The organism is Orenia metallireducens (assembly GCF_001693735.1).
GTDB classification, from domain to species: domain Bacteria; phylum Bacillota; class Halanaerobiia; order Halobacteroidales; family Halobacteroidaceae; genus Orenia; species Orenia metallireducens.
The window spans coordinates 498,690-520,337 of record NZ_LWDV01000008.1 but is presented as its reverse complement, the minus strand read 5'-3'; the positions used below and the strand labels follow the sequence as shown (position 1 = coordinate 520,337).

The following is a 21,648-nucleotide window of genomic DNA, read 5'->3' as shown; positions in this document are numbered from 1 at the left end:
GTAATAAAAGTAAAATCTATATATCTATCTATTTGTCTTAGAAGATGATCTTCTGGAACTAGCTGTTCTATTGTTACAAATTCATATTGTTGTTGTTTTTTCTCTTGAGATACAAACATAATTCTATTTCTCCTTTTAAATATATTGTCAATTATATTATACCATAAATAGAAAAGGCTGTTGACAATAACTTTGTCAACAGCCTGAGAGGCACAAACTATTGTGCCTCTTTAAGATTAATAATTATAATATTCTAGATTAATCCTCTAAGATAATAATACCTTGATTGGTAGGATTGGTAATTAAATAATGGGAATCTAAGCCATGCTCAGCAAAGATATCTACCATCTTCTTACCAATCTTTTCTTCATCATCTAAAGTAAAGGCTATTACAGTAGGTCCTGAACCACTGATAGCTACTCCTAAAGTATCAGATTTTACTTCTCTTAAGATTTCTGCCAAACCTGGAACTAAATTTTGGCGATATGGCTGATGTAATTTATCATCTAAAGCCTCTTTAATCAAAGTATAATCCTCTGTCAATAACCCTGTTAAAAGTAATCCAGTGTGGCTTAAGTTAAAGACTGCATCTTTAAAAGCAACTTCTGTTGGCAATACCTCTCGTGCCTTAACAGTAGACAATTGATAATCAGGAATACAGACAACAGTCTTCAATTTTGCTGGCACTGCTAACTTCTTATAAACCACCTTAGAACCTTTGACTGTAGAAATAACAACTCCTCCCAATAATGCAGGAGCCACATTATCAGGATGCCCCTCTATCTCAGTAGCTAAATCTACTAGCTGGTCCATAAGTAATTTTTCTCCTGATAGTTTATTAGCTGCGACTAAACCTCCAACTATTGCTGCAGCACTACTTCCTAAACCACGGGCTAAAGGGATTCTGTTATTTAGTTTAATCTTTAATCCTTTTGGAAAATATCCTGCCTTAGCAAAGACTCTTTCCATAGATTGATAAATCAGGTTACTTTCATCTGTAGTCAATTCATCACTACCATAGCCAACTACCTCAATCTCTAAGCCTTCTTCAATCTCAGAAACTTCTACTTCATTATATAACTCTAAGCTCATCCCTAAAGTATCAAAGCCAGGTCCTAGATTAGCAGTAGTAGCAGGAACCTCTACTTTAATCATTGTCTATCCCTAGCTTGTCCAATTCGAACTTACTATGAATAGCTCTAACAGCCTTTTCTGCCTTATCTCTAGCTATTAAGCAAGAAACCTTAATTTCAGAAGTGCTGATCATTCCAATATTAATCCCTTCTTCTGCTAAAGCCTCAAACATCTTAGCTGCTACACCTGGGTTTGTAACCATACCTGCCCCAACAATAGATACTTTAGCCACTTCAGTATCACAAAGTAACTCTCTATAATTTAATTCATCTTTCATCTCTTCTAATACCTTTTTAGTCTGTTTAAAATCATCTTCATCAGTAGTAAAAGTAATGTCATTTACTCCATCATAATTTACATTTTGGATAATCATATCAACATTAATAGACTCTTGGGCTAAACGGGTAAAGACCTTTGAAGCGATACCAGGATGATCTGGCACTCCTACTAATGAAAGTTTTACCTCACTTTTATTACATGCTACTCCACTTACAACTATATTCTTCTCCAACTCCTCTACCTCCTTAATAATTGTCCCTGGACTACAAGCAAAACTAGATTTAACAGCCAACTTAACGTTATATTCTTTTGCAATCTCTACTGAACGTGGATGTAATACATTTGCCCCAAGGCTTGCTAGCTCTAACATCTCCTCATAGGAGATTTCAGGTAATTTACGAGCCTCTTCTACCATACGAGGATCTGTAGTATAAACACCATCAACATCAGTAAAGATTTCACATAGGTCTGCCTTTAATGCAGTGGCTACTGCTACAGCCGTTGTATCAGAACCACCACGACCTAATGTAGTAATCTCATTATTTATAGTTACTCCTTGAAAACCTGCTACTATAACAATCTTTCCTCCTGCTAACTCCCTCTCTAGACGATCAGGCTTGATCTCTAAGATTTTAGCCTTACTATGTATATCATCAGTAATAATACCAACCTGTGAACCAGTTAGAGAGATAACATCCTCCCCTAGTTCATGGATAGCCATAGCCAATAAAGAGACAGATACCTGCTCTCCTGTAGAGATCAACATATCATATTCTCTTCTAGAAGGGTTATCAGTAATTTGATTCACTAATTCAATTAACTCATCAGTAGTATCTCCCATCGCTGATACTACTGCTACTACCTGATTCCCTGCTCTTTTTCTCTTTACAATTCGATTAGCTACCCTTTTGATTCTTTCAGGGTTTCCTACCGAAGTCCCCCCATATTTTTGTACAATTAAACCCATTTCTTCTCCTCCCATTCTCTAAAGCAGTTAACAGCTTACACTGTAGACTATTACTTATAATCTTCAACTCTAATTAAGCTTGCAATCTCTTTTACATCATCTAAAACCTTAATCTTCTCTAAGGCAGCATTAAGGTTTCCTTCTTTAACCTCATGAGTTACTAACACTAATGGTACAGTACTATTACTTCTTCCATGTTGAATTACCGATTCAAGGCTGACAGACTGCTTACCTAATAAACTAGTAATTTCACCTAAAACCCCTGGTCTATCCAATACTTCTAATCTAATATAGAAACTACTTTCTACTTCATCTCTATCCTTGATATCCTTCTTAGTAAAGCATGTGCAGGAGATTCTACCTTGTGCTCCAAAGTTGATATTTCTAGCTGCTGCAATTACATCTCCAACGATGGCACTTCCTGTTGGCATCTGCCCTGCCCCTGGACCATAGAACATTGCTTCCCCAATGGCATCTCCTTCAATAAAGATTGCATTAAAGACATCATCTACTTTAGCTAATGGATGCTCTTGTGGTAATAAAGTTGGATGAACTCTAAGCTCCAATCCTTCATTCTGCTTTCCGATAGCCAATAATTTAATCTTATACCCTAACTCTTTGGCATAAGTAATATCCTCTTTAGTGATCTTAGTGATTCCTTCCATATATAAGTCATCGATATTTACCCTAGATTCAAAAGCAATAGAAGCCAAAATCGCTAATTTATAAGCTGCATCATATCCTTCTATATCTGATGTTGGGTCAGCCTCTGCATAACCTAGCTCTTGTGCTTTCTTTAATACTTCACCAAACTCTGCACCTTCTTGATCCATCTTAGTTAAAATATAGTTGGTCGTTCCATTAACGATTCCCATTACTTTGGTAATCTTATTTCCAGCTAAATTCTCTTTTAGCGGGCTGATAATAGGAATTCCTCCACCTACGCTTGCTTCAAAGTAAAAATCAACACCATTTTCATCAGCAGCTAATAATATCTCTTCACCATGCTTAGCTATCAACTCTTTATTAGCACTGATTACACTTCTACCACTCTCTAATGCTCTTAAGACAAAGTCTTTGGCAGGAGTTACTCCACCAATTACCTCTATAACAATTTCTATCTCTTCATCATTGATAACGTCTTCAAAGTTCTCTGTTAGAAGCTTCTTATCAACATCAACTGCTAAAGGTTCATTCTTATCCTTAACTAATACCTTCTTAACTACTAATTTAGCTCCTGACTTATTAGCAATACTTTCAGCATTCTGTTCTAATATCTTATAAACACCAGAACCTACCGTTCCACACCCTAATAAACCTATCTTTATCTCCCTCTTCATACTCATCTCCTCCTTATTGTAGTGAGTAGTAAAAGATAATATCTCTTCACTTTTGACTTCTCACTTCTTATTGCCTTTATTTGCTCTTAAAACTCTTACTAACCAATTCAACCCTTCTAATCCCTACTATCTTTTCTACCTCTTCAAATAATCTTTCTAAAGCTACTGATAGATTACTTACTTTAATCGTCAGTGTTATATGGGCAACTTGATCTAAAGGAATATCTTGATTAATAGTCAAAATACTAGCATGATATTCGGCTATCTTAGTTACTACCTCTGATAAAATACCTTCTCTATCAACTGCTAATAATGATAGAGTTACTAACTCCTCTTCTTCTTCAGGAACAAAGGGAAAGATATAATCTTTATATTTATAATAAGCACTACGACTTAAGCCTACTCTCTTAACTGCCTCTTTTATCTGATCTTCTTCTCCATTTTTGAGAAGTTCCTTCGCTTTTACAGTCTTTTTCATAGCATCTGATAAGATTTTTTCACTTACTATATAAAATTTATCTTCCATCATATCCTTCCTTTTTCCACTTAGGAAAATTTGATACAAGTTTCTTGTATTCATAATAAAAACTTATGTGTTCTATAAGTGGACATCTTTTTTAAAATTATAACACTATTAAGTATAGTTTTCAAGAAGTTTTTTTATTTTTATGATAAGCTATAGAACTAAGTCTAGATTGGAAATTTATGTGAGTTAAATTCTTCTTTAAATAAAGGAAGTTTATGGGTATATTGTGACAGTTTTTACTTTTTAACAAGTAGACAAGATTATTAAAATATCTTTCGGGAAAGCTTATCAGCTTTTTCACCCCCCAAGGGCACTTCTTTTAGAGCACCCTAAAAGTAACCAAACTTACGAGTTTTACCTTCGGGGCTCTCTAAGGAATATAGAATACTCCCCTTTCGCACAAAACCAGTAAAACCAGCCCACTCTTTTAGCAATCCGAGTCTTAATTATTATCAATATTAGATTCTCTAATTAAGATTTTGATTGCTTCTAAGTTTTAATCCAATCTTTGCTTCGTTCAAACATTAATTTTCTTCCTTTTAAAGATCTTAGCTATCCACTCTCAACTATATACTGAGGTTAAAAGTGTCACAATATCATTCTAGTTAGATCAATAGCTCAATTAATGTTATTATAAAAAAGCACAACCAACAGTTGGCTGTGCTAGGCTTTATTTATCATAAATTGGAGTACCAGTGGTTTGAGTTAACTCTCTAAATTTCTTGATCAGTTTACCAGTATATTCACCAGGTTTACCATCGGCAATCACCCTACCATCTACTTTGACAACAGGGATTACTTCAGCAGCAGTACCTGTTAAGAAGCACTCATCTGCAGTAAATACATCATGACGAGTAAATACCTCTTCTTTTACTTCTAATCCAAGTTCTGGAGCTACTTCTAAGACAACACCACGTTTGATACCTTTTAAAGCCCCAATATATGTAGGTGGAGTGATCAATACACCATCTTTAATAATAAAGATATTATCCCCTGTACATTCTGCTACATAACCTTCATTATTTAACATAATAGCTTCTAACACTCCAGCGTGGTTTGCTTCAATCTTAGCTAAGATATTATTTAAGTAATTTAATGATTTGATTCTTGGATTAATGGCTTCTGGGATGTTTCTTCTAGTAGGTACAGTAACTACATCCAATCCATTTTGATAAAATTCCTCTGGATAAAGAGTAATATCACTAGCAATAATAATTATAGTTGGCGTATCACATTTTCTAGGGTCTAATCCTAAATCACCAACTCCACGAGAGACAACTAAACGGACATAAGCATCTGTCAATTCATTTGCTCTAATAGTCTCTACTACCGCTTCTTCCATCTCTTTAGGAGTCATTGGTATATCTAACATAATCGCTTTAGCTGATTCATATAGACGTTTGATATGTTCATCAAAACGGAATATCCTTCCATTATAAGCACGAATACCTTCAAAGATTCCATCACCATATAATAAACCGTGATCAAATACCGATATTTTTGCTTCACTCTTATCTACTAATTTACCATTTAAGAATATTTTCTGACTACTCACACTACTCACATCCTTCTTATTAATTATTATTTACTATTATAATTAAATTTAAACTTATTTGCAAACTAAAAAACTAAGAAGTTACTAATAAACAATCATTAATAAAAATAAAAGTAGGATGGTTAAATTTAACCACCCTACTTAACAATTTAAAAATTTTTTAATCTAGATATTTTAATGGATTTATTTCTTTACTATTAATTAATATTGTAAGGTGTAGATGAGGTCCTGTACTTCTTCCTGTATTCCCTGACTTTGCAATTACTTGCCCCTGTTTTACACTTTGTCCAGGTCTAACTAATAATTTTGAATTATGACCATATAAACTAACTACACCATTCCCATGATCAATAGTTACCGTTTTACCATATCCTCCTACCCAACCACTATTTAATACCTTCCCTGACTTAACAGCTTTGATTGGAGTTCCAGTTGGTATAGCAATATCAATTCCATTATGAAAACTTCTCTTGTTTAAGATTGGATGTATTCTATAACCATATCCTGAACTTATCCTTCCCCTTACTGGCCAAATAAAATCTTTTTTAACTGCTGTTGTATTCTTAGAAGTATTTGATAAATCAATGATTAATTTAGGTATCTTAATCATTTGACCTTCTCTAATACGGGTTGTCTCAAAATTATTTACTTGTTTAATAGTCCTAATTGTAGTATGGAACCTACTTGCTAACTTATCTAAAGTATCTCCTCTTCTAACCTTATAAGAAACCATTTCGTAGAAGTCTGTATCAATTCCTCCGCCTAAAGCAGTTTTAGGGATGATTAACTCTTGATTAATACGAATTATATCAGAATCGAGTTTATTTGCTTCTTTAATAACAGTTACTGGTACATCATATGTATGTGCCAGTTGAGATAACGTATCTCCAGATCTTACTTTATATTTATCAAAACTAACGGCATCTTTTAAGCTGTCCCATGTCTGCTTGCCTACAACACCGTCACTTGGGAGTTTAGACTTTTTTTGAAAGTTTATAATAGCACTCTTAGTTGCAGGTCCAAAATTACCATCAATAATTATTTTATAACCAAGCATAACTAAATTCTCCTGTAACTCTCTAACATCTCTACCTTCCATCCCTTGCTGTAAAACCCTATAACTAGCCTCAACACTTATTATGGAAGAAGACAACAATGTAACTAACACCATTACAATAATAAGTTTATTACATTTCACCTGTTAAGCCTCCCTATTTTTTTATTATTTATTGGATTAATCATGCTGCTTATATTATATATAAACTTATTAAAACTAAAACCACCCTAACTCCTTCGACATCTAATAGTCAAATTCCTCTATAGATTGTTCAATTTTATACAATTAACTTTAGTGATAATGTATATATCTAAACTTTGCTTATAACCATTTTATTAAAAACTTCTTCTTATCCTAATTATTATCAAGAAATGTCTATCTTAATGCACTTAACAGAATAGTTAAAATTAAGTAATTGTTTATAAAAATTATGATACTATAATTTTGTGATAAAAATATTTAAATTATGATTTAAAGCAAGACAAATAGATAAGTCTTGATATCTTTATTAATGTAATAGTTTTTAAACTTCTATAATTTAAATTAATCTAGTAATTAGATTACCCTTAATTATATAAATTATCAATAAATTCCGATTAAATTCAATTAAATGCTTATCAGAAATAGCTAGATTTTCAAAAGATAAGTCCTGAAGATATATGAAAATATCTATTTAAAATTATATCAAGTTCAAGAAAAAGTAACAATGGTAATTATTAAAAAGAGGAATACTCCATCTTATGCTTTTTAGACCGTCACTTTAAGATATAATATTTAAATCTATCTTTTAATGAGTTTACGACACTTTTTTAGTTGACAGTATCGGTTGGCAATATACTCCGATAAAATCATAAACCTTAACTAGTCAGCAGCTACATTAATCATAAATATACAGCTAAACTACTTATAAAAAAGACTTCTGGATTTTTAACCCCAGAAGTCCTTTTCTTACTCATTAATTGTTACAGTATATTTCTCTTTTAATTCTTCTGTCTTATCTTGATAAAGCTTATTCTGCTTCATTGATACTAATTGCTGCTCAACCTGAGCTTTAACCTCTTCTAAAGGGCTACTAGCAGCTTCATTTTTAGCTGTAACCTTAATAATATGATAACCAAATTGAGTCTTAACAGGTTCATTACTAACTTCTCCTTCTTCCATGGCAAAGGCTGCTTGTTCAAACTCAGGCACCATCTTACCTCTTGTAAAGTCACCTAAGTCTCCTCCTCTAGCCTTAGAAGGACAAGTAGAGTATTTCTTAACTGCTTCAGCAAATGCAAGACCTTCTTTTAACTGATTTAAAATCTCTTCTGCTTTCTTTTCTTCCTTAACAAGAATGTGGCTTGCTTGTACACTTTCTGGCTTCTTAAATCTATCCTTATTCTGATTATAAAACTCTTCTATTTCATTATCATCTACAGCTACTTTCTCTAAAAGATTCTTAATAGCAAATTGGCTTAATAGGTTATTGCGTACCCTCTGAAGGCTCTCCTTAAATTCTTTACTCTCTTCTAAACCTTGCTCAAGAGCATCTAGGTAAAATAATTTTTGATTTATTAATTCATTTAATAGACGTTGACGACCTTGCTCTGTATGTAGTTGCTGTGCCTGTTGAGGATTTGCATTTTTAATAACCATATTAATATCCTCTTGTGTGATTACTTCTCCATTGACCTGTGCTAAAATCTTATCTTCTGACATATTCTAATCTCCTTTGCTATGATTTATACTGGTATGTTAACAAAAAAACTGGCTAATGTCTAATTAAATTTAATTATAGTCTACGCTCAAGTATAGTCACCCAACTTTAGATTGAAATTTAAATTAAAGTTAAGTTGGATGATAGTGACTAGTAACGAGTGATGAGTAACAAGTTAGAACTAAAAACATAAAAATACTATAGATTTCACTTTAGACTTAGATATCTATATAGATAAAAAAGCCGAGGCACTATTATCTGCCCCGACTCAAAAATTTATTCCATTAACTTTGCCATAATCGCCTTCTGCATATGTAGTCTATTCTCTGCCTGATCAAAGACTACCGATTGCTCTCCATCAATCACTTCTGCTGTTACCTCTTCACCACGATGTGCCGGTAAACAATGTAAGAAGATAGCATCATCTTTTGCTACTGACATCACTTCACTGTTAACTTGATATCCAGCAAAAGCTTTCTCTCTCTCTTCAATCTCATCCTCATCACCCATACTAGCCCAAACATCAGTATATAACACATCAGCATCTTGAGCTGCTGCCAAGATATCACTAGTTATCTCTACCTTACTTCCACTATCTTGAGCAAACTCCTTAGCTAAAACTACTACCTCTTCATCAGGCTTATAATTTTCAGGACAAGCAATAGAAATATCCATCCCTACCTTAGCTGCTGCTAATAATAAGGAGTGTGCCATATTATTACCATCGCCAACATAAGTCATTTTTAAACCTTTTAATTGACCTTTATACTCTTTTATAGTCAATAAATCAGTCAATGCTTGGCAAGGGTGATAGTCATCAGTCAAGCCATTGATGATAGGAATAGTTGCATGTTCAGCTAATTCTTCTACATCACTATGAGCAAAGGTTCTAATCATAATCCCATCTACATAACGGGATAATACCTTAGCTGTATCCTCTATCGTCTCTCCTCTTCCAAGTTGAATATCATTTGAACTTAGGAAGATTCCCTGACCTCCTAATTGATAGATACCGACCTCAAAGGATACTCTTGTTCTGGTAGAAGATTTAGCAAAGATCATCCCTAAAGTCTTACCTGCTAAAATTTTATGTTCAATTCCTGCTTTTAGTTCCTTCTTTAATTTAGTTGCTAATTCAAATAACTCCTCAATCTCTGCTACTGTCAAATCCTTAACTGTCAACAAGTCTTTCATAGTAACTCCTCCCTCCTCTTCTTGTTTATAATTATACATTTTTCAGAATAAATATGCAAATATTATTTTAATTTTTATTATTCCATTGTGCTAATCAAATTTCAATATAGGTAATGTCCCTTTATGGGGATATTGCAACACTTTTTACTTTTTAAAAATAAGCAAAATCTTAGGTTCCACCCCAAGAGTACTTCTTCAGGCGTAGTACCTTCAGGGCGAAAAAGTAACCAAACCCTACAGGTTCATAAATTTATTACGGAAGGTTTTTAGTAAAAACCTGTAGGGAAACTTCCGTGGCAGACCAGCCCAATCAAGAAGAAAATATACCTAAGAGTCCATAGGGCAAGACTCTTTCTGGCAGAGCCCACTCACTACACAATCAACATTTATTGAAATTAATAAATTCAAGAATCTTAATTCAAAGATTATCTTAAACCTAATCATTTTATTAGAATACTTGCTTCATTCAAACATTAATTTTCTTCGGTTTTAAAGACCTTAACTGCAAACTGTTAACTGTACACTGTCAACTGAAGTAAAAGTGTCCCAGTATCTCTATGGTGTATCACACTCTCTACTAGCAGAAGATGTTATTATTGATTTTTCATCCGTTATTACAATACCTTTAATAAATAGTTTTGTAAACAGTAGGTTAACTATGGGTTAACTTTCTATAAAATACAAGGTTTTAGAAATAAAGTTATATAATACATAGAATTCATAAGCTACAATTATCAGAGTAAAAGAAAGGGGAACATATAATGGTAAGATTCAGTTTAAAGAAGAAATTATTCATCCTTCTCTCACTAATTTCAATAATTCCAACACTAATCATCTCTACAATATTATATAAGCAGAGTAGACAAAGCTTTGAGCAAACAATAGATTCTAAGTTAGAGCAGGCTGTTAAAGTCTCAAACTTCTACTTTAATGAAAAACAGAAAGTAGCACTCTCTATTGCTCAAAAGTATGCCCAACAAAAGAATCTAATTTCTGCCTTCAAAGAAAAGGATCGAACTTTATTAGACCAAAAGCTTAAACCAATCTTCAAGCTATTAAAAGAGGATAAAGGCTTAACCGTCTTTGAGTTTGGTGATAAAAAAGGGGTTGTCTTTACTAGAGCCCATCACCCCGGTAAATTTGGTGATGATAAGAGTGATAACAACTCTATTAACCTAGCTTTACAAGGAGAAGAGGTTAAAGGCTTTGAATTTGGTAAGAGCGGACTGGCTGTTAGAGCCTTTGTTCCTGTCAAAGATAATAATCAGATTATAGGTACTCTCCAAGTTGGTTTCAATCTAAACAACCATCTATTAAAGAATATCAATAATTTAATTTCAGGTGATGTAGCCTTTTATGAAAGGGATAAATTAATTCAAAGCTCTAGGGATTCAGAGCAAGATAGGATTGGCAAAAGTATAGAGGATAAATCCATCTTTAATAAGGTATCATCAGGAGAGCAAGTAGTCTCTATGGCTGAAGATAATAGATTAGAATTATATCTACCCTTATTTGACCCAACTGCTCAAAAGATTCAAGGGATGCTCAGAATCAGCCAAGATTTGACCTGTATTAAAGGTCTAGAGGATAAATTCTTTCTTATTTCTATCTTCTCTAGTCTAGTTATCTTCACCTTAGTTATTTTAATTTCTCTATTATTTAGTAATAAAATAACTAAACCTATATTATCTGCTACCAATTTTGCTAATAAAATTTCTTCAGGAAATCTAGATATTAAGCTACTTGATATCAAGACACAAGATGAACTTAATATTTTAGCATCAGCTCTAAATAAGATGTACTCAAACTTAAAAGATACAATCATCAATATCCGTAAGACATCAAAGGAGTTATTTTCCCATAGTGAAGAGCTATTATCTTCTGCCCAAAAGGCTAATAGAACGATCACAGCAAACCAGAATCTAATGAATAATATCACTTCAATTATTCAAGGTATTTCAGAGAGTATGGAGGAGATGGCTGCTTTTGCTCAACAGTCCTCTAATAAGACTCGCCTTGGTAACAACAATATCAATGATACCTTAAAGAGTATCAATAAAATCAGTTTAGTCACCAAAGAGACTGTAAAGATTATAGAAGGTCTACATAATGACTACCAAGAGATCAATAAAATAGTTGAATTAATTACTAATATAACTAAACAGACCAATCTATTAGCTTTAAATGCTAACATTGAAGCCAATAACTCTAATAATACCAGCAATGGAAAGTCATTGCCGACGAAATTAGAGCTCTCTCGACTGAAACCAGTGGTGCTACTGAGAATATCCTTACTATAATTGATAAAATAGAGCAGAAATCAACTAATGCATTAACTGCTATCAGAGAAGTAGAATTTAAGACCAAAACAAGTCAAAAGATCGCTAAAGAGACTGGCTTATTATTCACAGAGATAAAAAACTCAAGCCAAGAAAGCTCCATGCAAGTTCAGCAAACAGCCAGTGCTACCGATAACTGGAGAGAATATAGCAAAGCAATCTTTAATTCCTATCAGGATATTGAAACTATCTCTGAAAAGCTCAACTCTTCTTCCCAAGAGCTCAAAGAGATATCCCATAGTTTAATGGATATGGTCGATGAATTTAAAATATAGTTTTATATCCCTAGATAACTACTAATTGTATAATCTTCTTCTATAGTACTTACAAATATCTTACCATCACCTGGGACACCATCTACGCCTATTTTAAACTTAATCTCCCCTGCATCTAAGCTGCCCTGCCTCTTGGTTTTAGCTTCTCTAGCAATTATATCGACTACTTTAGTTTTATCTTTATCCTCTACCACAATTAAAATCATAGTCTTTGAAAGTTCATCATAATGGGTCTCTCCAACCTTAACCCCTTTTTGCTCCCCTCTACCACTAACATCGACTTTGGTATAAGCATAAAACCCCTCAGCACTTAACCTTTCCACAACAGCTTCAACCTTCTTAGGTCTAATAATTGCCCTAATTAGCTTCATCAATCATCAACCCTCCTTTCTATACTTTTACAAAAATACCCCCGATTAAATCGGGGGTGGGTTGCTTAACGTTAAATAGCCTTTATACCTTTTTCACCTGTTCTAATCCTAATAGTCTCTTCTATTGGATAGATAAAGATCTTACCATCACCAACTTCATCAGTACGAACAGCCTCCATAATAGCATTGACTAATGGTTCTACCTTATCCTCTTCTATTACAATCTCTACTTTAAGCTTCTCCTTTAACTTGACCTCATACTCTACACCACGATAGATATTAGTAGCACCTTTTTGCTTACCATATCCAGCAATCTGAGTTATATTTAAACCATTTACACCTAAATTCTCTGCAGCCACGATTAACTCTTCTATACTACTTGGTCTGACAATACATTCTACCTTTTTCATTCTCTTTCCCCCCTCTTTAAATTCAGTAACGAGTGATCGAGTAACAAGTAACAGGTTAAGGTCTTATTCTTTACTCGTCACTCATTACTCATTACTTTTTACTGACTTTAACACTCTTCCAATGTAATGGAATGAAATCTGGATAAGATACGGAACCATGCTCTGTAATATCTAATCCTTCTACCTCTTCTTCTCTAGATACTCTTAAGCCAATAGTACTAGCAATCACTTTAAATAAGATGAATGCTGTTGTGAAAGTCCAAACTGCTACTGCTACTACACCTTTTAATTGGGTAAGCAATAAAGCAATTCCTCCACCGTAGAACAAACCACCTTCAGTTGCAAATAATCCAACTAGTAATGTTCCAAAAGCTCCACAAACACCATGTACCGCTACCGCTCCAACAGGGTCATCTACATGTAATTTATCGATAAACTCTACAGCATACACTATTAATACTCCAGCTAAAGCTCCAATTGCTACAGCACCCCAGTTATTTACACTAGCACACCCAGCAGTGATCCCAACAAGACCAGCCAAAGCTCCATTTAATGTCATACTTACATCAGCTTTACCATATTTGAACCAACTAGTAACCATTGCTAAAGCAGCACCCGCTGCTGCAGCCAAGTTAGTAGTTACTGCAATATCAGCAATACTTAAATCAGTACCTGAAACTGTACTACCTGGGTTAAATCCAAACCAACCAAACCATAAGATGAATACACCTAAAGCAGCCATTAATAAGTTATGTCCTGGCATTGCATTAACAGAACCATCTTCATTAAACTTACCAATTCTAGGTCCTAAAACTATTGCTCCTGCTAAAGCAGCCCATCCACCTACTGAGTGAACAACAGTAGATCCTGCAAAGTCAACCATATCACTTAACCAACCGCCACCCCAAATCCAGTGACCTACTACTGGATAGATGACTGCAGTAATTACAGCACTATAAGCCAAATATCCACTAAACTTAGTTCTTTCAGCCATAGCTCCTGATACAATAGTTGCTGCTGTTGCAGCAAATACAGCTTGGAAGATCCAGAAAGCACTTAAAGGTATGCTCAATCCTAAATGTTCAAAGCCTCCACTTAAGAAGAATCCTTTAGTTCCTATAAAAGCATTTCCTGCTCCAAACATAAATGCAAATCCACAGATCCAATAAATCAATGATCCTACAGAAAAGTCCATTAAGTTCTTCATAATAATATTTCCTGCATTTTTTGCTCTAGTAAATCCAGCTTCTACCATCGCAAATCCTGCTTGCATAAAGAATACTAAAAATGCTGCTATCAAAGTCCAAATTGTATCAATTGCAATTGCATTGCTTTCTGCTGTTGCATCTGCTGCAAAAGCTACTGATGATATTCCAATCACTCCTAACATTACAAGTAAACCTAAACTAACTACTCTTCTTCTCACTTTTTTCACTCTCCTTATAATTAATATATATTTTATAATTAATACCTAAAAATTTGGTATCGGTGGTAAAGCCAATTTATGTTGATTTCTTGACTCTAAGGTATCTACAATCTCTTTTACTTTAGAACTAGCCTCACCAGTTAAGATATATTTATCAACCTCTTCATAACTAATCCCTAACTCACCTTCATCAGTCTGGTCTGTCCATAATCCAGCTGATGGTGCCTTAGTAATGATTCTTTCTGGAATACCTAATATTTTAGCTACCTCTCTAACTTCACTCTTAACCAAGTTGCCTAAGGGAGCCAAATCTATTCCCCCATCACCAAACTTGGTGAAATAACCTAATTTCAGTTCACTACGATTATCAGTTCCTACGACTAAGTAATTATTCAAGCTAGCATAATAGTATAAAGTAGTCATTCTCAATCTTGGTTTAATATTAGCACGACTCAACTTCTGCTTATCAACTAAATCAACTAAATCTAGCATAGAGTTAAATACAGAACTCAAGTCTATCTCCTTATAATATATCTCAAACTTCTCTGCTAATAATTTAGCATCCTCTCCATCTTGAGGATTGCTTTCACAGGGCATAATCAATCCCAAAGTATTATCAGGAAAAGCCTTTTTACATAAGGCTGCTGTTACAGAAGAATCAATCCCTCCACTTAAACCTACAACTGCCCCTTTACAACCAGCTTCCTTGACTTTTTGCTGAATCCATACTACCAGTTTTTCTATAATCAACTTATAGTCTTTATCCAACATCTTAGCACTCCCTCTACTAACAATTTAACTCACTTAAATTTATAGCCTAGAGAATCCTTCTAACTACTCTTTAACTATCTACTCACTTATACCAACAAAAGGATCCTCTAAGCATATAAAGAGTGAGATTATATATAATTAGTCAACATTTAAAAGTTATTAATATACTCTTAAATATTGATCTAATTCCCATTGATGAACTTGAGTTCTGTAAATATCCCATTCAATAATCTTAGCATCTAAGAAATGTTCTACAACATGTTCACCTAATGCACTTTGAATAACTTCATCATCTAATAGATAACCTAGAGCATCTTTAAGGCTATTAGGTAAACTCTCAATGCCTAATTCCTCTTTCCTATCAGCACTCATAGTATAGATATTTTCTAGAACTTCTGCTGGTGCTTCAATCTTATTCTTAATTCCATCTAAACCAGCCTTTAACATTACAGCAAAGGCCAAATATGGATTACAAGATGGATCAGGATTTCTCATCTCTAATCTAGTTCCTGCTCCACGTGCTGCTGGAATTCTAATCAAAGCACTTCTATTAGAGCTAGACCAAGCTAAATAAACTGGTGCTTCATATCCAGGTACCAAACGTTTGTAAGAGTTAACCGTTGGATTAGTAATAGCTGCAATTGCCTTAGCATGTTTTAATAATCCGCCGATATAATATTTAGCAATTTGGCTTAAACCTAACTTATCATCTTCATCATAAAAAGCATTCTTACCATCCTTGAATAATGACTGGTGAACATGCATTCCAGAACCATTCTCTCCAAAGATTGGCTTTGGCATAAATGTTGCATGTAAGTTGTGAGTTTCAGCGATAGCTTTAACTACAAATTTAAAGGTAGCGACATTATCAGCAGTAGTTAAAGCGTGATCATATTTGAAGTCAATCTCATGTTGTCCAGGTGCTACCTCATGATGAGAAGCCTCCATCTCAAAGCCCATCTCTTCTAAGGCTAAGACTATGTCCCTTCTTGGATCTTGACCTGCATCCATTGGAGCTAAGTCAAAATAGCCACCTTGGTCATTAGTAATAGTAGTAGCCTCACCATTCTCATCCTTTTGAAATAAGAAGAACTCTGGTTCTGGTCCAACAAACATCTCATAACCCATCTCTTTAGCTTCATCTAAGACCTTCTTTAATACCTGACGTGGGTCGCCTGCAAATGGTGATCCATCTGGTTTATACACATCACAGATCATTCTTGCTACTGCACCATCTGTTGGTCTCCACGGAAATACTGTAAAGGTATCATAATCAGGTTTTAAATACATATCTGATTCATTTATTCTAGTAAAACCATCAATTGATGAACCATCAAACATAATCTTTCCATCTAAAGCATCCTCTAATTGATTAACTGTAATTGCAACATTCTTAATTATTCCTAATATATCAGTAAATTGTAATCTAATAAACTTCACATTTAATTCTTTTGCCTTATTTAATACATCTTCTTTTATCAATTTAGCCATTATTATTCTCCTCCTCTTAAATTAGGTCTTCTTTTGAACCAGAAAACCAAGTTATAATACTTTCAGAAACTAAATTCGCTCCATCTATCTCTTTAATACCATCTATTTTAATGCCTTTGCCAACCATTACAACGTTATTATCTTTCACAACAACATCTGATTTATAACTTCCATGCTCACTGGTCACATTAACATTTTTCATTACAAAACACATTAAAATCACCTCACTTATTTTATTGAAAATCTCTTTCCAACACCAGTTTTGTGTTAGGTATATGTTAGTTATATGTCAAGTATAAAGGTTTTGTGATAAAGTGTCAAGGGTTTTTTTAAAAAATTAACACAAACCTGACGTCATAAGGCAAAAATAAAAAGAAACACAGGTGAATATTCATATTTCTAACCACAAAACCTAAACCCACTTGTTAAAAATCATCCTTGCTCATCCAAAATCTTCTTTATTCCTATTGCATTCAAACCTTTATTCAGCAGTTTTTTAATCTGAACAAGCCTTTCGATGTCTTTTTGACAATATAATCTCTGATTCCCTTTTGTTCTAACAGGCTTAAGTAATTCAGCCTTCTCATAATAACGAATCTGTCTGGCTGTTAGACCAGTCATATCTGCAACCACTCCAATAGTATAAGCAGGAGTATCTGCACCTACATCAAGCATCATCTCCCTCACCTCGGTGTATGTGATTTTGCCCAACCAAAACTCTCTACAAAAGGCATTTTAACACCTTTAAAAAATAGTTAATGTAAATTTAGTGTTAATTATGCGTTAATTATAAGGTTTAAAACTTAATAAGTCAAGTCTTTTATTTAAATTTATTGTTGATTAACATATAGTTAACAAGAACAGACCATTGAACTTGACACGTTTTACAATATCTGTGAAATCAACTGGTAACACCCTCAACCTTATTGCAATAAGACTTTATCCCTCTCAATACTTTATTAGCCTCTTCTTCAGTAATCGAAACACCCAACTCTTTATACTTATGAAGAATCGAACTGACTCCTGAAAATTTACCAATTACAAACTTCCTCTCTCTACCTAATTCCTCAGGAGATAAGAACTCATAAGTAGCCGGGTTTTTTAGCATGCCATCTACATGTATGCCAGACTCATGAGAAAAAACACCTTCTCCAACAATGGGTTTGTTGACAGAGATCTTCCTCCCAGATGAATCTTCTATAACCTTTGATATCTCCTTTAGACCTCTAACCTTAAAATCACTCTCACAACCCTCAATACATTTTAGAGCCATAACTATCTCTTCTAAGGCAGTATTTCCAGCTCGCTCTCCTAAACCATTAATAGTACAACTTATATATTTCGCACCAGCCTTAAAAGCGCTCAAAGCATTAGCTGTAGCCATCCCAAAGTCATTATGCCCATGAAAATCAATCTCCAGATCAATCTCTTTTCTTATATTTTGAATATTATTATAAGTGGTAATTGGGTCTAGTGCCCCAATAGTATCGGCATAACGAACTCTACTAGCACCTTCTGCTTGGGCAATTTTATAAAGTTGGATTAAAAAGTTGATGTCAGCCCTTGAAGCATCTTCCGCCCCAACTGATACTGTGCACCCTTTTTTGATAGCATAATTGATGACTTTAGACAATTCAGCCAACAACCATCTTCTGTCTTTTTTCAACTTATACTTGAGCTGAATATCAGAAGCTGGAGCTGAAATATGAACATTTTTTAGACCACAATCAAGAGATTGGTCTATATCTTCAATCTTCATCCTGTTCCAAGCTAATATTTCAGCATTCAAATTAAGAGAGTTAATATCTTGAAGAACCTCTTTCTCCTCTTTCCCCATTGCCGGAATACCAGCTTCTATAATATCTACTCCCAATTCATCTAATTTACAAGCTATAGCTATCTTCTGTTTTCTTGAAAACGCCACCCCTGCAGATTGTTCTCCATCTCGTAAAGTCGTGTCTAAAATGTAAAAACTTTTCATCCACTCGCCTCCTTCTTTTTGGAAAATAATTATCATTATTTTTTTATGTTAGGTATATGTTAATTATACTTCAACCTTGAGTTTTTGTCAATGATACAGCATCTTTTTTGGTAATAATTTCAATATGTTTTCTAATAGTTTACACATTGATGTAAAATAGTAGCGTCGGTTGCTTTATCACCTCCCCAAATTTGTGGTAAGTTAATATCTTACGATAGAAAACTCAATACAATTAAAAGGGATTGTCACTTGTCACTGTCCCAATACCCCATTAACTATTACTATCCATTAAAGCCTACTTTGAATTAATGATAAAAATTATAAACAGCTGTAAAGTTATTTGAATTCTATTTTTAATCGAGAGCATTTCAGTTATTTTTTATGTTTTCAATCAGATAAACTCATATCTAAATAGAATAATAACTTCCATAAGTACCTACATATGTTTACTCCTTTAATTTCAACTCTAAAACAAGTAATGGTATTAAGAATATTAAAATCAGTACCACCGCCAAAGAGATAGATTGACCCAAATCCCTTTGGGAAAGAATATAAATTGCTGTGGATAATGTCTGAGTCTTACCTGATAGATTCCCTGCAAACATCATAGTTGCACCAAACTCTCCTGCTGCACGTAAACAAGCCATAATAAGCCCTGTCATAAAAGCTCTAATACTTAAGGGTAAGTAGATTAAAAATAATAATTCCTTCTCTCCTGCTCCAAAGACCATAGCTGCCTCTTTAATGTCCTGATCAATAGCTTCAAAACCACTTCTTAATGCCTGGGTAAAGAGTGGTAACATCACAAACACCTGTACTATAATCAATGCTACAAAGCTGAAAGGAATATCTAACCCAAAAGCCCTAATCACATTTGCAAAGGCACCCCTTCTACCAAAAGCCATTAATAAAGCTAATCCTGCTACAGTAGGCGGCATTACTAAGGGTAGATTTAAGATCATATTAATTATCCTATAAACCTTCCCTCGTCTTTGAGCCATCACATAAGCAAAGGGAACTCCAATGAATATTGTCATAACCCCAGAACAGAATATAGAACTAATTGTTATCTTGATTGATCTTAAAGTATTTAAATCCTTGATAACAGTAATGACATCCCCTATTGAAGATTTTAAGAATAAAGATAAGATAATTAAGCTAATGAACAGCAGATTAAATATCATTATTCCCCAGATTAAAATTTCAGTTAAATCTAACTTCTTCCTCTCTTTTAATTTAAATATATCTGCCCTTTCGCTACATCCCTGCATATCTTGATAAATCAAATCATTAGCCATATTATCGCCTACTTTCTCTTACCCGACAACTGACTGCCACTAAAACTTTCAATTACAATTGAAATTTAAAGAGCACTAAGTTGCTGGACTTGTTCAATTAAATTCCAAAATTGATTCCTTGGAAATAATCTTTCACTTCGTAAACCCATGCGCTTCTAGCACTTCTTCTCCTTCTTTGGAATAAAGATAATCTAGAAATCTTTCAGCAGCCTCTTGGTGCTTTTCAGTTAAACCCTTTAATAATGAGATTGGATAAGTTGCAATTACATTATATTCGTCTGCTATATCAACTACCCTTACCTTTTCTAAATTACTAGCGTTGATATCAGTCTTATAAACAATCCCTGCATCGGCTTCTCCTAATTCTACTTTAGCCACTACACTCTTTACATCTAACTCTTTAGATACAACAGAGTTTAAAAACTTCTCTTTATAATCCTTAGATACCTTAGGATTATCCACTTGCTTATCTAACATCTTCATTGTATATCTACCTACTGGTACAGATTCATCTGCGATAACCAACTTAACCCCCTCTCGCACTAAATCATCTATACTCTGAATATCAGCATTCCCCTTAGATACAGCTACAACCAGTTTGTTATGAGCAAAGATACTGGGATTTAGCACCATATCGGTATCCTTTAATTGATTCATATATTTAATATTGGCGGAAGCAAATATATCTGCTGAAACTCCCGATTTGATCTGACTATATAAGGCCTGACTCCCTGCATAATTAAGCTCCAAGTTAATACCATCATACTTCTCCTCAAAACCTACCGTCAAATCGTTAAACACTTCTGTCAAACTAGCAGCTGCCATTACCCTTATAGTAGTTGCTTCTGCTACTACTTCCTTAGAATTGTTAGCAAATTGATAACTGGCAATTACAACTACTAATAAAATTAAAGCAATAATAAATGCTTTCACTGTATACATCCCCTTATCTTATACTCTTATAATAAATTGAGTAGATGTTGTTATTTAAAATAAATTCTAAATATTTAAATTAAAGCCTTGTTCTGGTAGAAAAGTGATACAATAGATAGATATTGCGACACTTTCGTGTGAGTTTACAGTGTACGGTGTACAGTTAACAGTTAAGGTCTTTAAATGCGAAAAGAATTATTGTTTGAACGAAGCAAAAACTGAAATAAAATTTAGAGTACAATAAATTTTTAATTAAAAAGCCTAATAATTGATAATATCTATTATTTTAATTGCGTAGTAAGTGGACTTTACCACGAAGAGTCTTGCTCTAAGTTTACCAAGAAGGGTTTGGTTTTTAAACCCATAGGTAGACTAGTAGGTCAATTCTTTTCTAGACCGGGCTTCTTTTGTCACGAAGAGTTTTTGTTCTGGGCTGCCCTTGCCACGAAGGAGTTGCTTTATAACCCCGAAGGTAAAACTCGTAGGTTTGTTTACTTTTGGAGCAATACCAAAAGTAAGGCACCCTTAGGCGCGCCCCGTAGGAAGTAGTCGCTAAAACCTAAGAAATTTGTTTACTTTCTTAAAGTGAAAACTGTCGCATT

General features: G+C 34.0%; 20 protein-coding genes. 2 read left to right on the top strand and 18 right to left on the bottom strand.

Annotated elements, in window-relative coordinates; genetic code table 11:
• Nucleotides 1-258 precede the first annotated feature (258 nt).
• The 8 genes from thrB to argF form a co-directional block, all read right to left on the bottom strand.
• A complete protein-coding gene (gene thrB / locus U472_RS07320) occupies nucleotides 259-1,155 on the bottom strand; it encodes a homoserine kinase (RefSeq protein ID WP_068716981.1) in 897 nt (298 codons plus the stop codon).
• Nucleotides 1,148-2,380 carry an aspartate kinase gene (locus U472_RS07315; RefSeq protein ID WP_068716979.1) on the bottom strand — a complete coding sequence of 411 codons (1,233 nt, stop codon included), beginning with the start codon at nucleotides 2,378-2,380 and terminating at the stop codon, nucleotides 1,148-1,150. Before U472_RS07315 ends, thrB begins: the two co-directional genes overlap by 8 nt.
• Nucleotides 2,381-2,430: 50 nt before the next feature.
• Complete coding sequence (locus U472_RS07310) at nucleotides 2,431-3,720, bottom strand: homoserine dehydrogenase (protein WP_083189802.1); 1,290 nt, start codon at nucleotides 3,718-3,720, stop codon at nucleotides 2,431-2,433.
• A gap of 76 nt (nucleotides 3,721-3,796) precedes the next feature.
• Nucleotides 3,797-4,246 carry an ACT domain-containing protein gene (locus tag U472_RS07305; RefSeq protein ID WP_083189801.1) on the bottom strand — a complete coding sequence of 150 codons (450 nt, stop codon included), beginning with the start codon at nucleotides 4,244-4,246 and terminating at the stop codon, nucleotides 3,797-3,799.
• Nucleotides 4,247-4,916: 670 nt separating this feature from the next.
• Nucleotides 4,917-5,801, bottom strand: a complete 885-nt coding sequence (gene ilvE / locus U472_RS07300) for a branched-chain-amino-acid transaminase (RefSeq protein WP_068716973.1) — start codon at nucleotides 5,799-5,801, stop codon at nucleotides 4,917-4,919.
• Between the two features lie 160 nt (nucleotides 5,802-5,961).
• Nucleotides 5,962-6,999, bottom strand: coding sequence for a peptidoglycan DD-metalloendopeptidase family protein (locus tag U472_RS07295; RefSeq protein WP_068716971.1), 1,038 nt, complete (start codon nucleotides 6,997-6,999; stop codon nucleotides 5,962-5,964).
• Nucleotides 7,000-7,806: 807 nt separating this feature from the next.
• Entirely contained in the window at nucleotides 7,807-8,559 is a 753-nt protein-coding gene (locus U472_RS17385; RefSeq protein WP_068716969.1) for a peptidylprolyl isomerase, read from the bottom strand.
• A gap of 274 nt (nucleotides 8,560-8,833) precedes the next feature.
• Complete coding sequence (argF, locus tag U472_RS07285; RefSeq protein ID WP_176714120.1) at nucleotides 8,834-9,751, bottom strand: ornithine carbamoyltransferase; 918 nt, start codon at nucleotides 9,749-9,751, stop codon at nucleotides 8,834-8,836.
• A 761-nt stretch (nucleotides 9,752-10,512) separates the two neighbouring features.
• Between argF and U472_RS07280 the strand changes: the two genes are divergently transcribed.
• Complete coding sequence (locus tag U472_RS07280) at nucleotides 10,513-12,051, top strand: methyl-accepting chemotaxis protein (RefSeq protein WP_068716965.1); 1,539 nt, start codon at nucleotides 10,513-10,515, stop codon at nucleotides 12,049-12,051.
• Nucleotides 11,985-12,365: a methyl-accepting chemotaxis protein gene (locus U472_RS17380; protein ID WP_083189800.1), complete on the top strand. Its 381-nt coding sequence runs from the start codon at nucleotides 11,985-11,987 to the stop codon at nucleotides 12,363-12,365. The genes U472_RS07280 and U472_RS17380 overlap by 67 nt, the downstream gene beginning before the upstream one ends.
• Before the next feature lie 2 nt (nucleotides 12,366-12,367).
• Here U472_RS17380 and U472_RS07275 read toward each other — a convergent pair whose 3' ends face one another.
• From U472_RS07275 to modA, 10 genes are all read right to left on the bottom strand, one after another.
• Nucleotides 12,368-12,736 carry a P-II family nitrogen regulator gene (locus tag U472_RS07275; protein WP_068716963.1) on the bottom strand — a complete coding sequence of 123 codons (369 nt, stop codon included), beginning with the start codon at nucleotides 12,734-12,736 and terminating at the stop codon, nucleotides 12,368-12,370.
• A 71-nt stretch (nucleotides 12,737-12,807) separates the two neighbouring features.
• Nucleotides 12,808-13,146: a P-II family nitrogen regulator gene (locus tag U472_RS07270; protein WP_068716961.1), complete on the bottom strand. Its 339-nt coding sequence runs from the start codon at nucleotides 13,144-13,146 to the stop codon at nucleotides 12,808-12,810.
• A gap of 91 nt (nucleotides 13,147-13,237) precedes the next feature.
• A complete protein-coding gene (locus tag U472_RS07265; RefSeq protein WP_141677958.1) occupies nucleotides 13,238-14,536 on the bottom strand; it encodes an ammonium transporter in 1,299 nt (432 codons plus the stop codon).
• Nucleotides 14,537-14,617: 81 nt separating this feature from the next.
• The gene (locus tag U472_RS07260) at nucleotides 14,618-15,343 is read right to left on the bottom strand and encodes an NAD+ synthase (RefSeq protein ID WP_068716957.1); all 726 of its coding nucleotides are present in this window, start codon (nucleotides 15,341-15,343) and stop codon (nucleotides 14,618-14,620) included.
• Between the two features lie 159 nt (nucleotides 15,344-15,502).
• The gene (gene glnA, locus U472_RS07255; RefSeq protein ID WP_068716956.1) at nucleotides 15,503-16,834 is read right to left on the bottom strand and encodes a type I glutamate--ammonia ligase; all 1,332 of its coding nucleotides are present in this window, start codon (nucleotides 16,832-16,834) and stop codon (nucleotides 15,503-15,505) included.
• A 16-nt stretch (nucleotides 16,835-16,850) separates the two neighbouring features.
• The gene (locus tag U472_RS07250) at nucleotides 16,851-17,048 is read right to left on the bottom strand and encodes a hypothetical protein (RefSeq protein WP_068716954.1); all 198 of its coding nucleotides are present in this window, start codon (nucleotides 17,046-17,048) and stop codon (nucleotides 16,851-16,853) included.
• Between the two features lie 218 nt (nucleotides 17,049-17,266).
• Complete coding sequence (locus U472_RS07245) at nucleotides 17,267-17,509, bottom strand: MerR family transcriptional regulator (RefSeq protein WP_068716952.1); 243 nt, start codon at nucleotides 17,507-17,509, stop codon at nucleotides 17,267-17,269.
• A 226-nt stretch (nucleotides 17,510-17,735) separates the two neighbouring features.
• Complete coding sequence (gene nifV, locus U472_RS07240) at nucleotides 17,736-18,815, bottom strand: homocitrate synthase (RefSeq protein WP_068716950.1); 1,080 nt, start codon at nucleotides 18,813-18,815, stop codon at nucleotides 17,736-17,738.
• 446 nt (nucleotides 18,816-19,261) lie between these two features.
• On the bottom strand, nucleotides 19,262-20,113 hold the full coding sequence (locus tag U472_RS07235; protein ID WP_068716947.1) for a molybdate ABC transporter permease subunit: 852 nt from the start codon (nucleotides 20,111-20,113) through the stop codon (nucleotides 19,262-19,264).
• 132 nt (nucleotides 20,114-20,245) lie between these two features.
• Nucleotides 20,246-21,046 carry a molybdate ABC transporter substrate-binding protein gene (gene modA, locus U472_RS07230; protein ID WP_245684759.1) on the bottom strand — a complete coding sequence of 267 codons (801 nt, stop codon included), beginning with the start codon at nucleotides 21,044-21,046 and terminating at the stop codon, nucleotides 20,246-20,248.
• Nucleotides 21,047-21,648 lie beyond the last annotated feature (602 nt).

Coding starts and splice junctions, on each gene's coding strand:
- thrB (WP_068716981.1), bottom strand. CDS start 1,155: ATGATTAAAGTAGAGGTTCCTGCTACTACTGCTAATCTAGGACCTGGC.
- U472_RS07315 (WP_068716979.1), bottom strand. CDS start 2,380: ATGGGTTTAATTGTACAAAAATATGGGGGGACTTCGGTAGGAAACCCT.
- U472_RS07310 (WP_083189802.1), bottom strand. CDS start 3,720: ATGAAGAGGGAGATAAAGATAGGTTTATTAGGGTGTGGAACGGTAGGT.
- U472_RS07305 (WP_083189801.1), bottom strand. CDS start 4,246: ATGGAAGATAAATTTTATATAGTAAGTGAAAAAATCTTATCAGATGCT.
- U472_RS17385 (WP_068716969.1), bottom strand. CDS start 8,559: ATGTCAGAAGATAAGATTTTAGCACAGGTCAATGGAGAAGTAATCACA.
- argF (WP_176714120.1), bottom strand. CDS start 9,751: ATGAAAGACTTGTTGACAGTTAAGGATTTGACAGTAGCAGAGATTGAG.
- U472_RS07280 (WP_068716965.1), top strand. CDS start 10,513: ATGGTAAGATTCAGTTTAAAGAAGAAATTATTCATCCTTCTCTCACTA.
- U472_RS07275 (WP_068716963.1), bottom strand. CDS start 12,736: ATGAAGCTAATTAGGGCAATTATTAGACCTAAGAAGGTTGAAGCTGTT.
- U472_RS07270 (WP_068716961.1), bottom strand. CDS start 13,146: ATGAAAAAGGTAGAATGTATTGTCAGACCAAGTAGTATAGAAGAGTTA.
- U472_RS07265 (WP_141677958.1), bottom strand. CDS start 14,536: ATGTTAGGAGTGATTGGAATATCATCAGTAGCTTTTGCAGCAGATGCA.
- U472_RS07260 (WP_068716957.1), bottom strand. CDS start 15,343: ATGTTGGATAAAGACTATAAGTTGATTATAGAAAAACTGGTAGTATGG.
- glnA (WP_068716956.1), bottom strand. CDS start 16,834: ATGGCTAAATTGATAAAAGAAGATGTATTAAATAAGGCAAAAGAATTA.
- U472_RS07250 (WP_068716954.1), bottom strand. CDS start 17,048: ATGTGTTTTGTAATGAAAAATGTTAATGTGACCAGTGAGCATGGAAGT.
- U472_RS07245 (WP_068716952.1), bottom strand. CDS start 17,509: ATGCTTGATGTAGGTGCAGATACTCCTGCTTATACTATTGGAGTGGTT.
- nifV (WP_068716950.1), bottom strand. CDS start 18,815: ATGAAAAGTTTTTACATTTTAGACACGACTTTACGAGATGGAGAACAA.
- U472_RS07235 (WP_068716947.1), bottom strand. CDS start 20,113: ATGGCTAATGATTTGATTTATCAAGATATGCAGGGATGTAGCGAAAGG.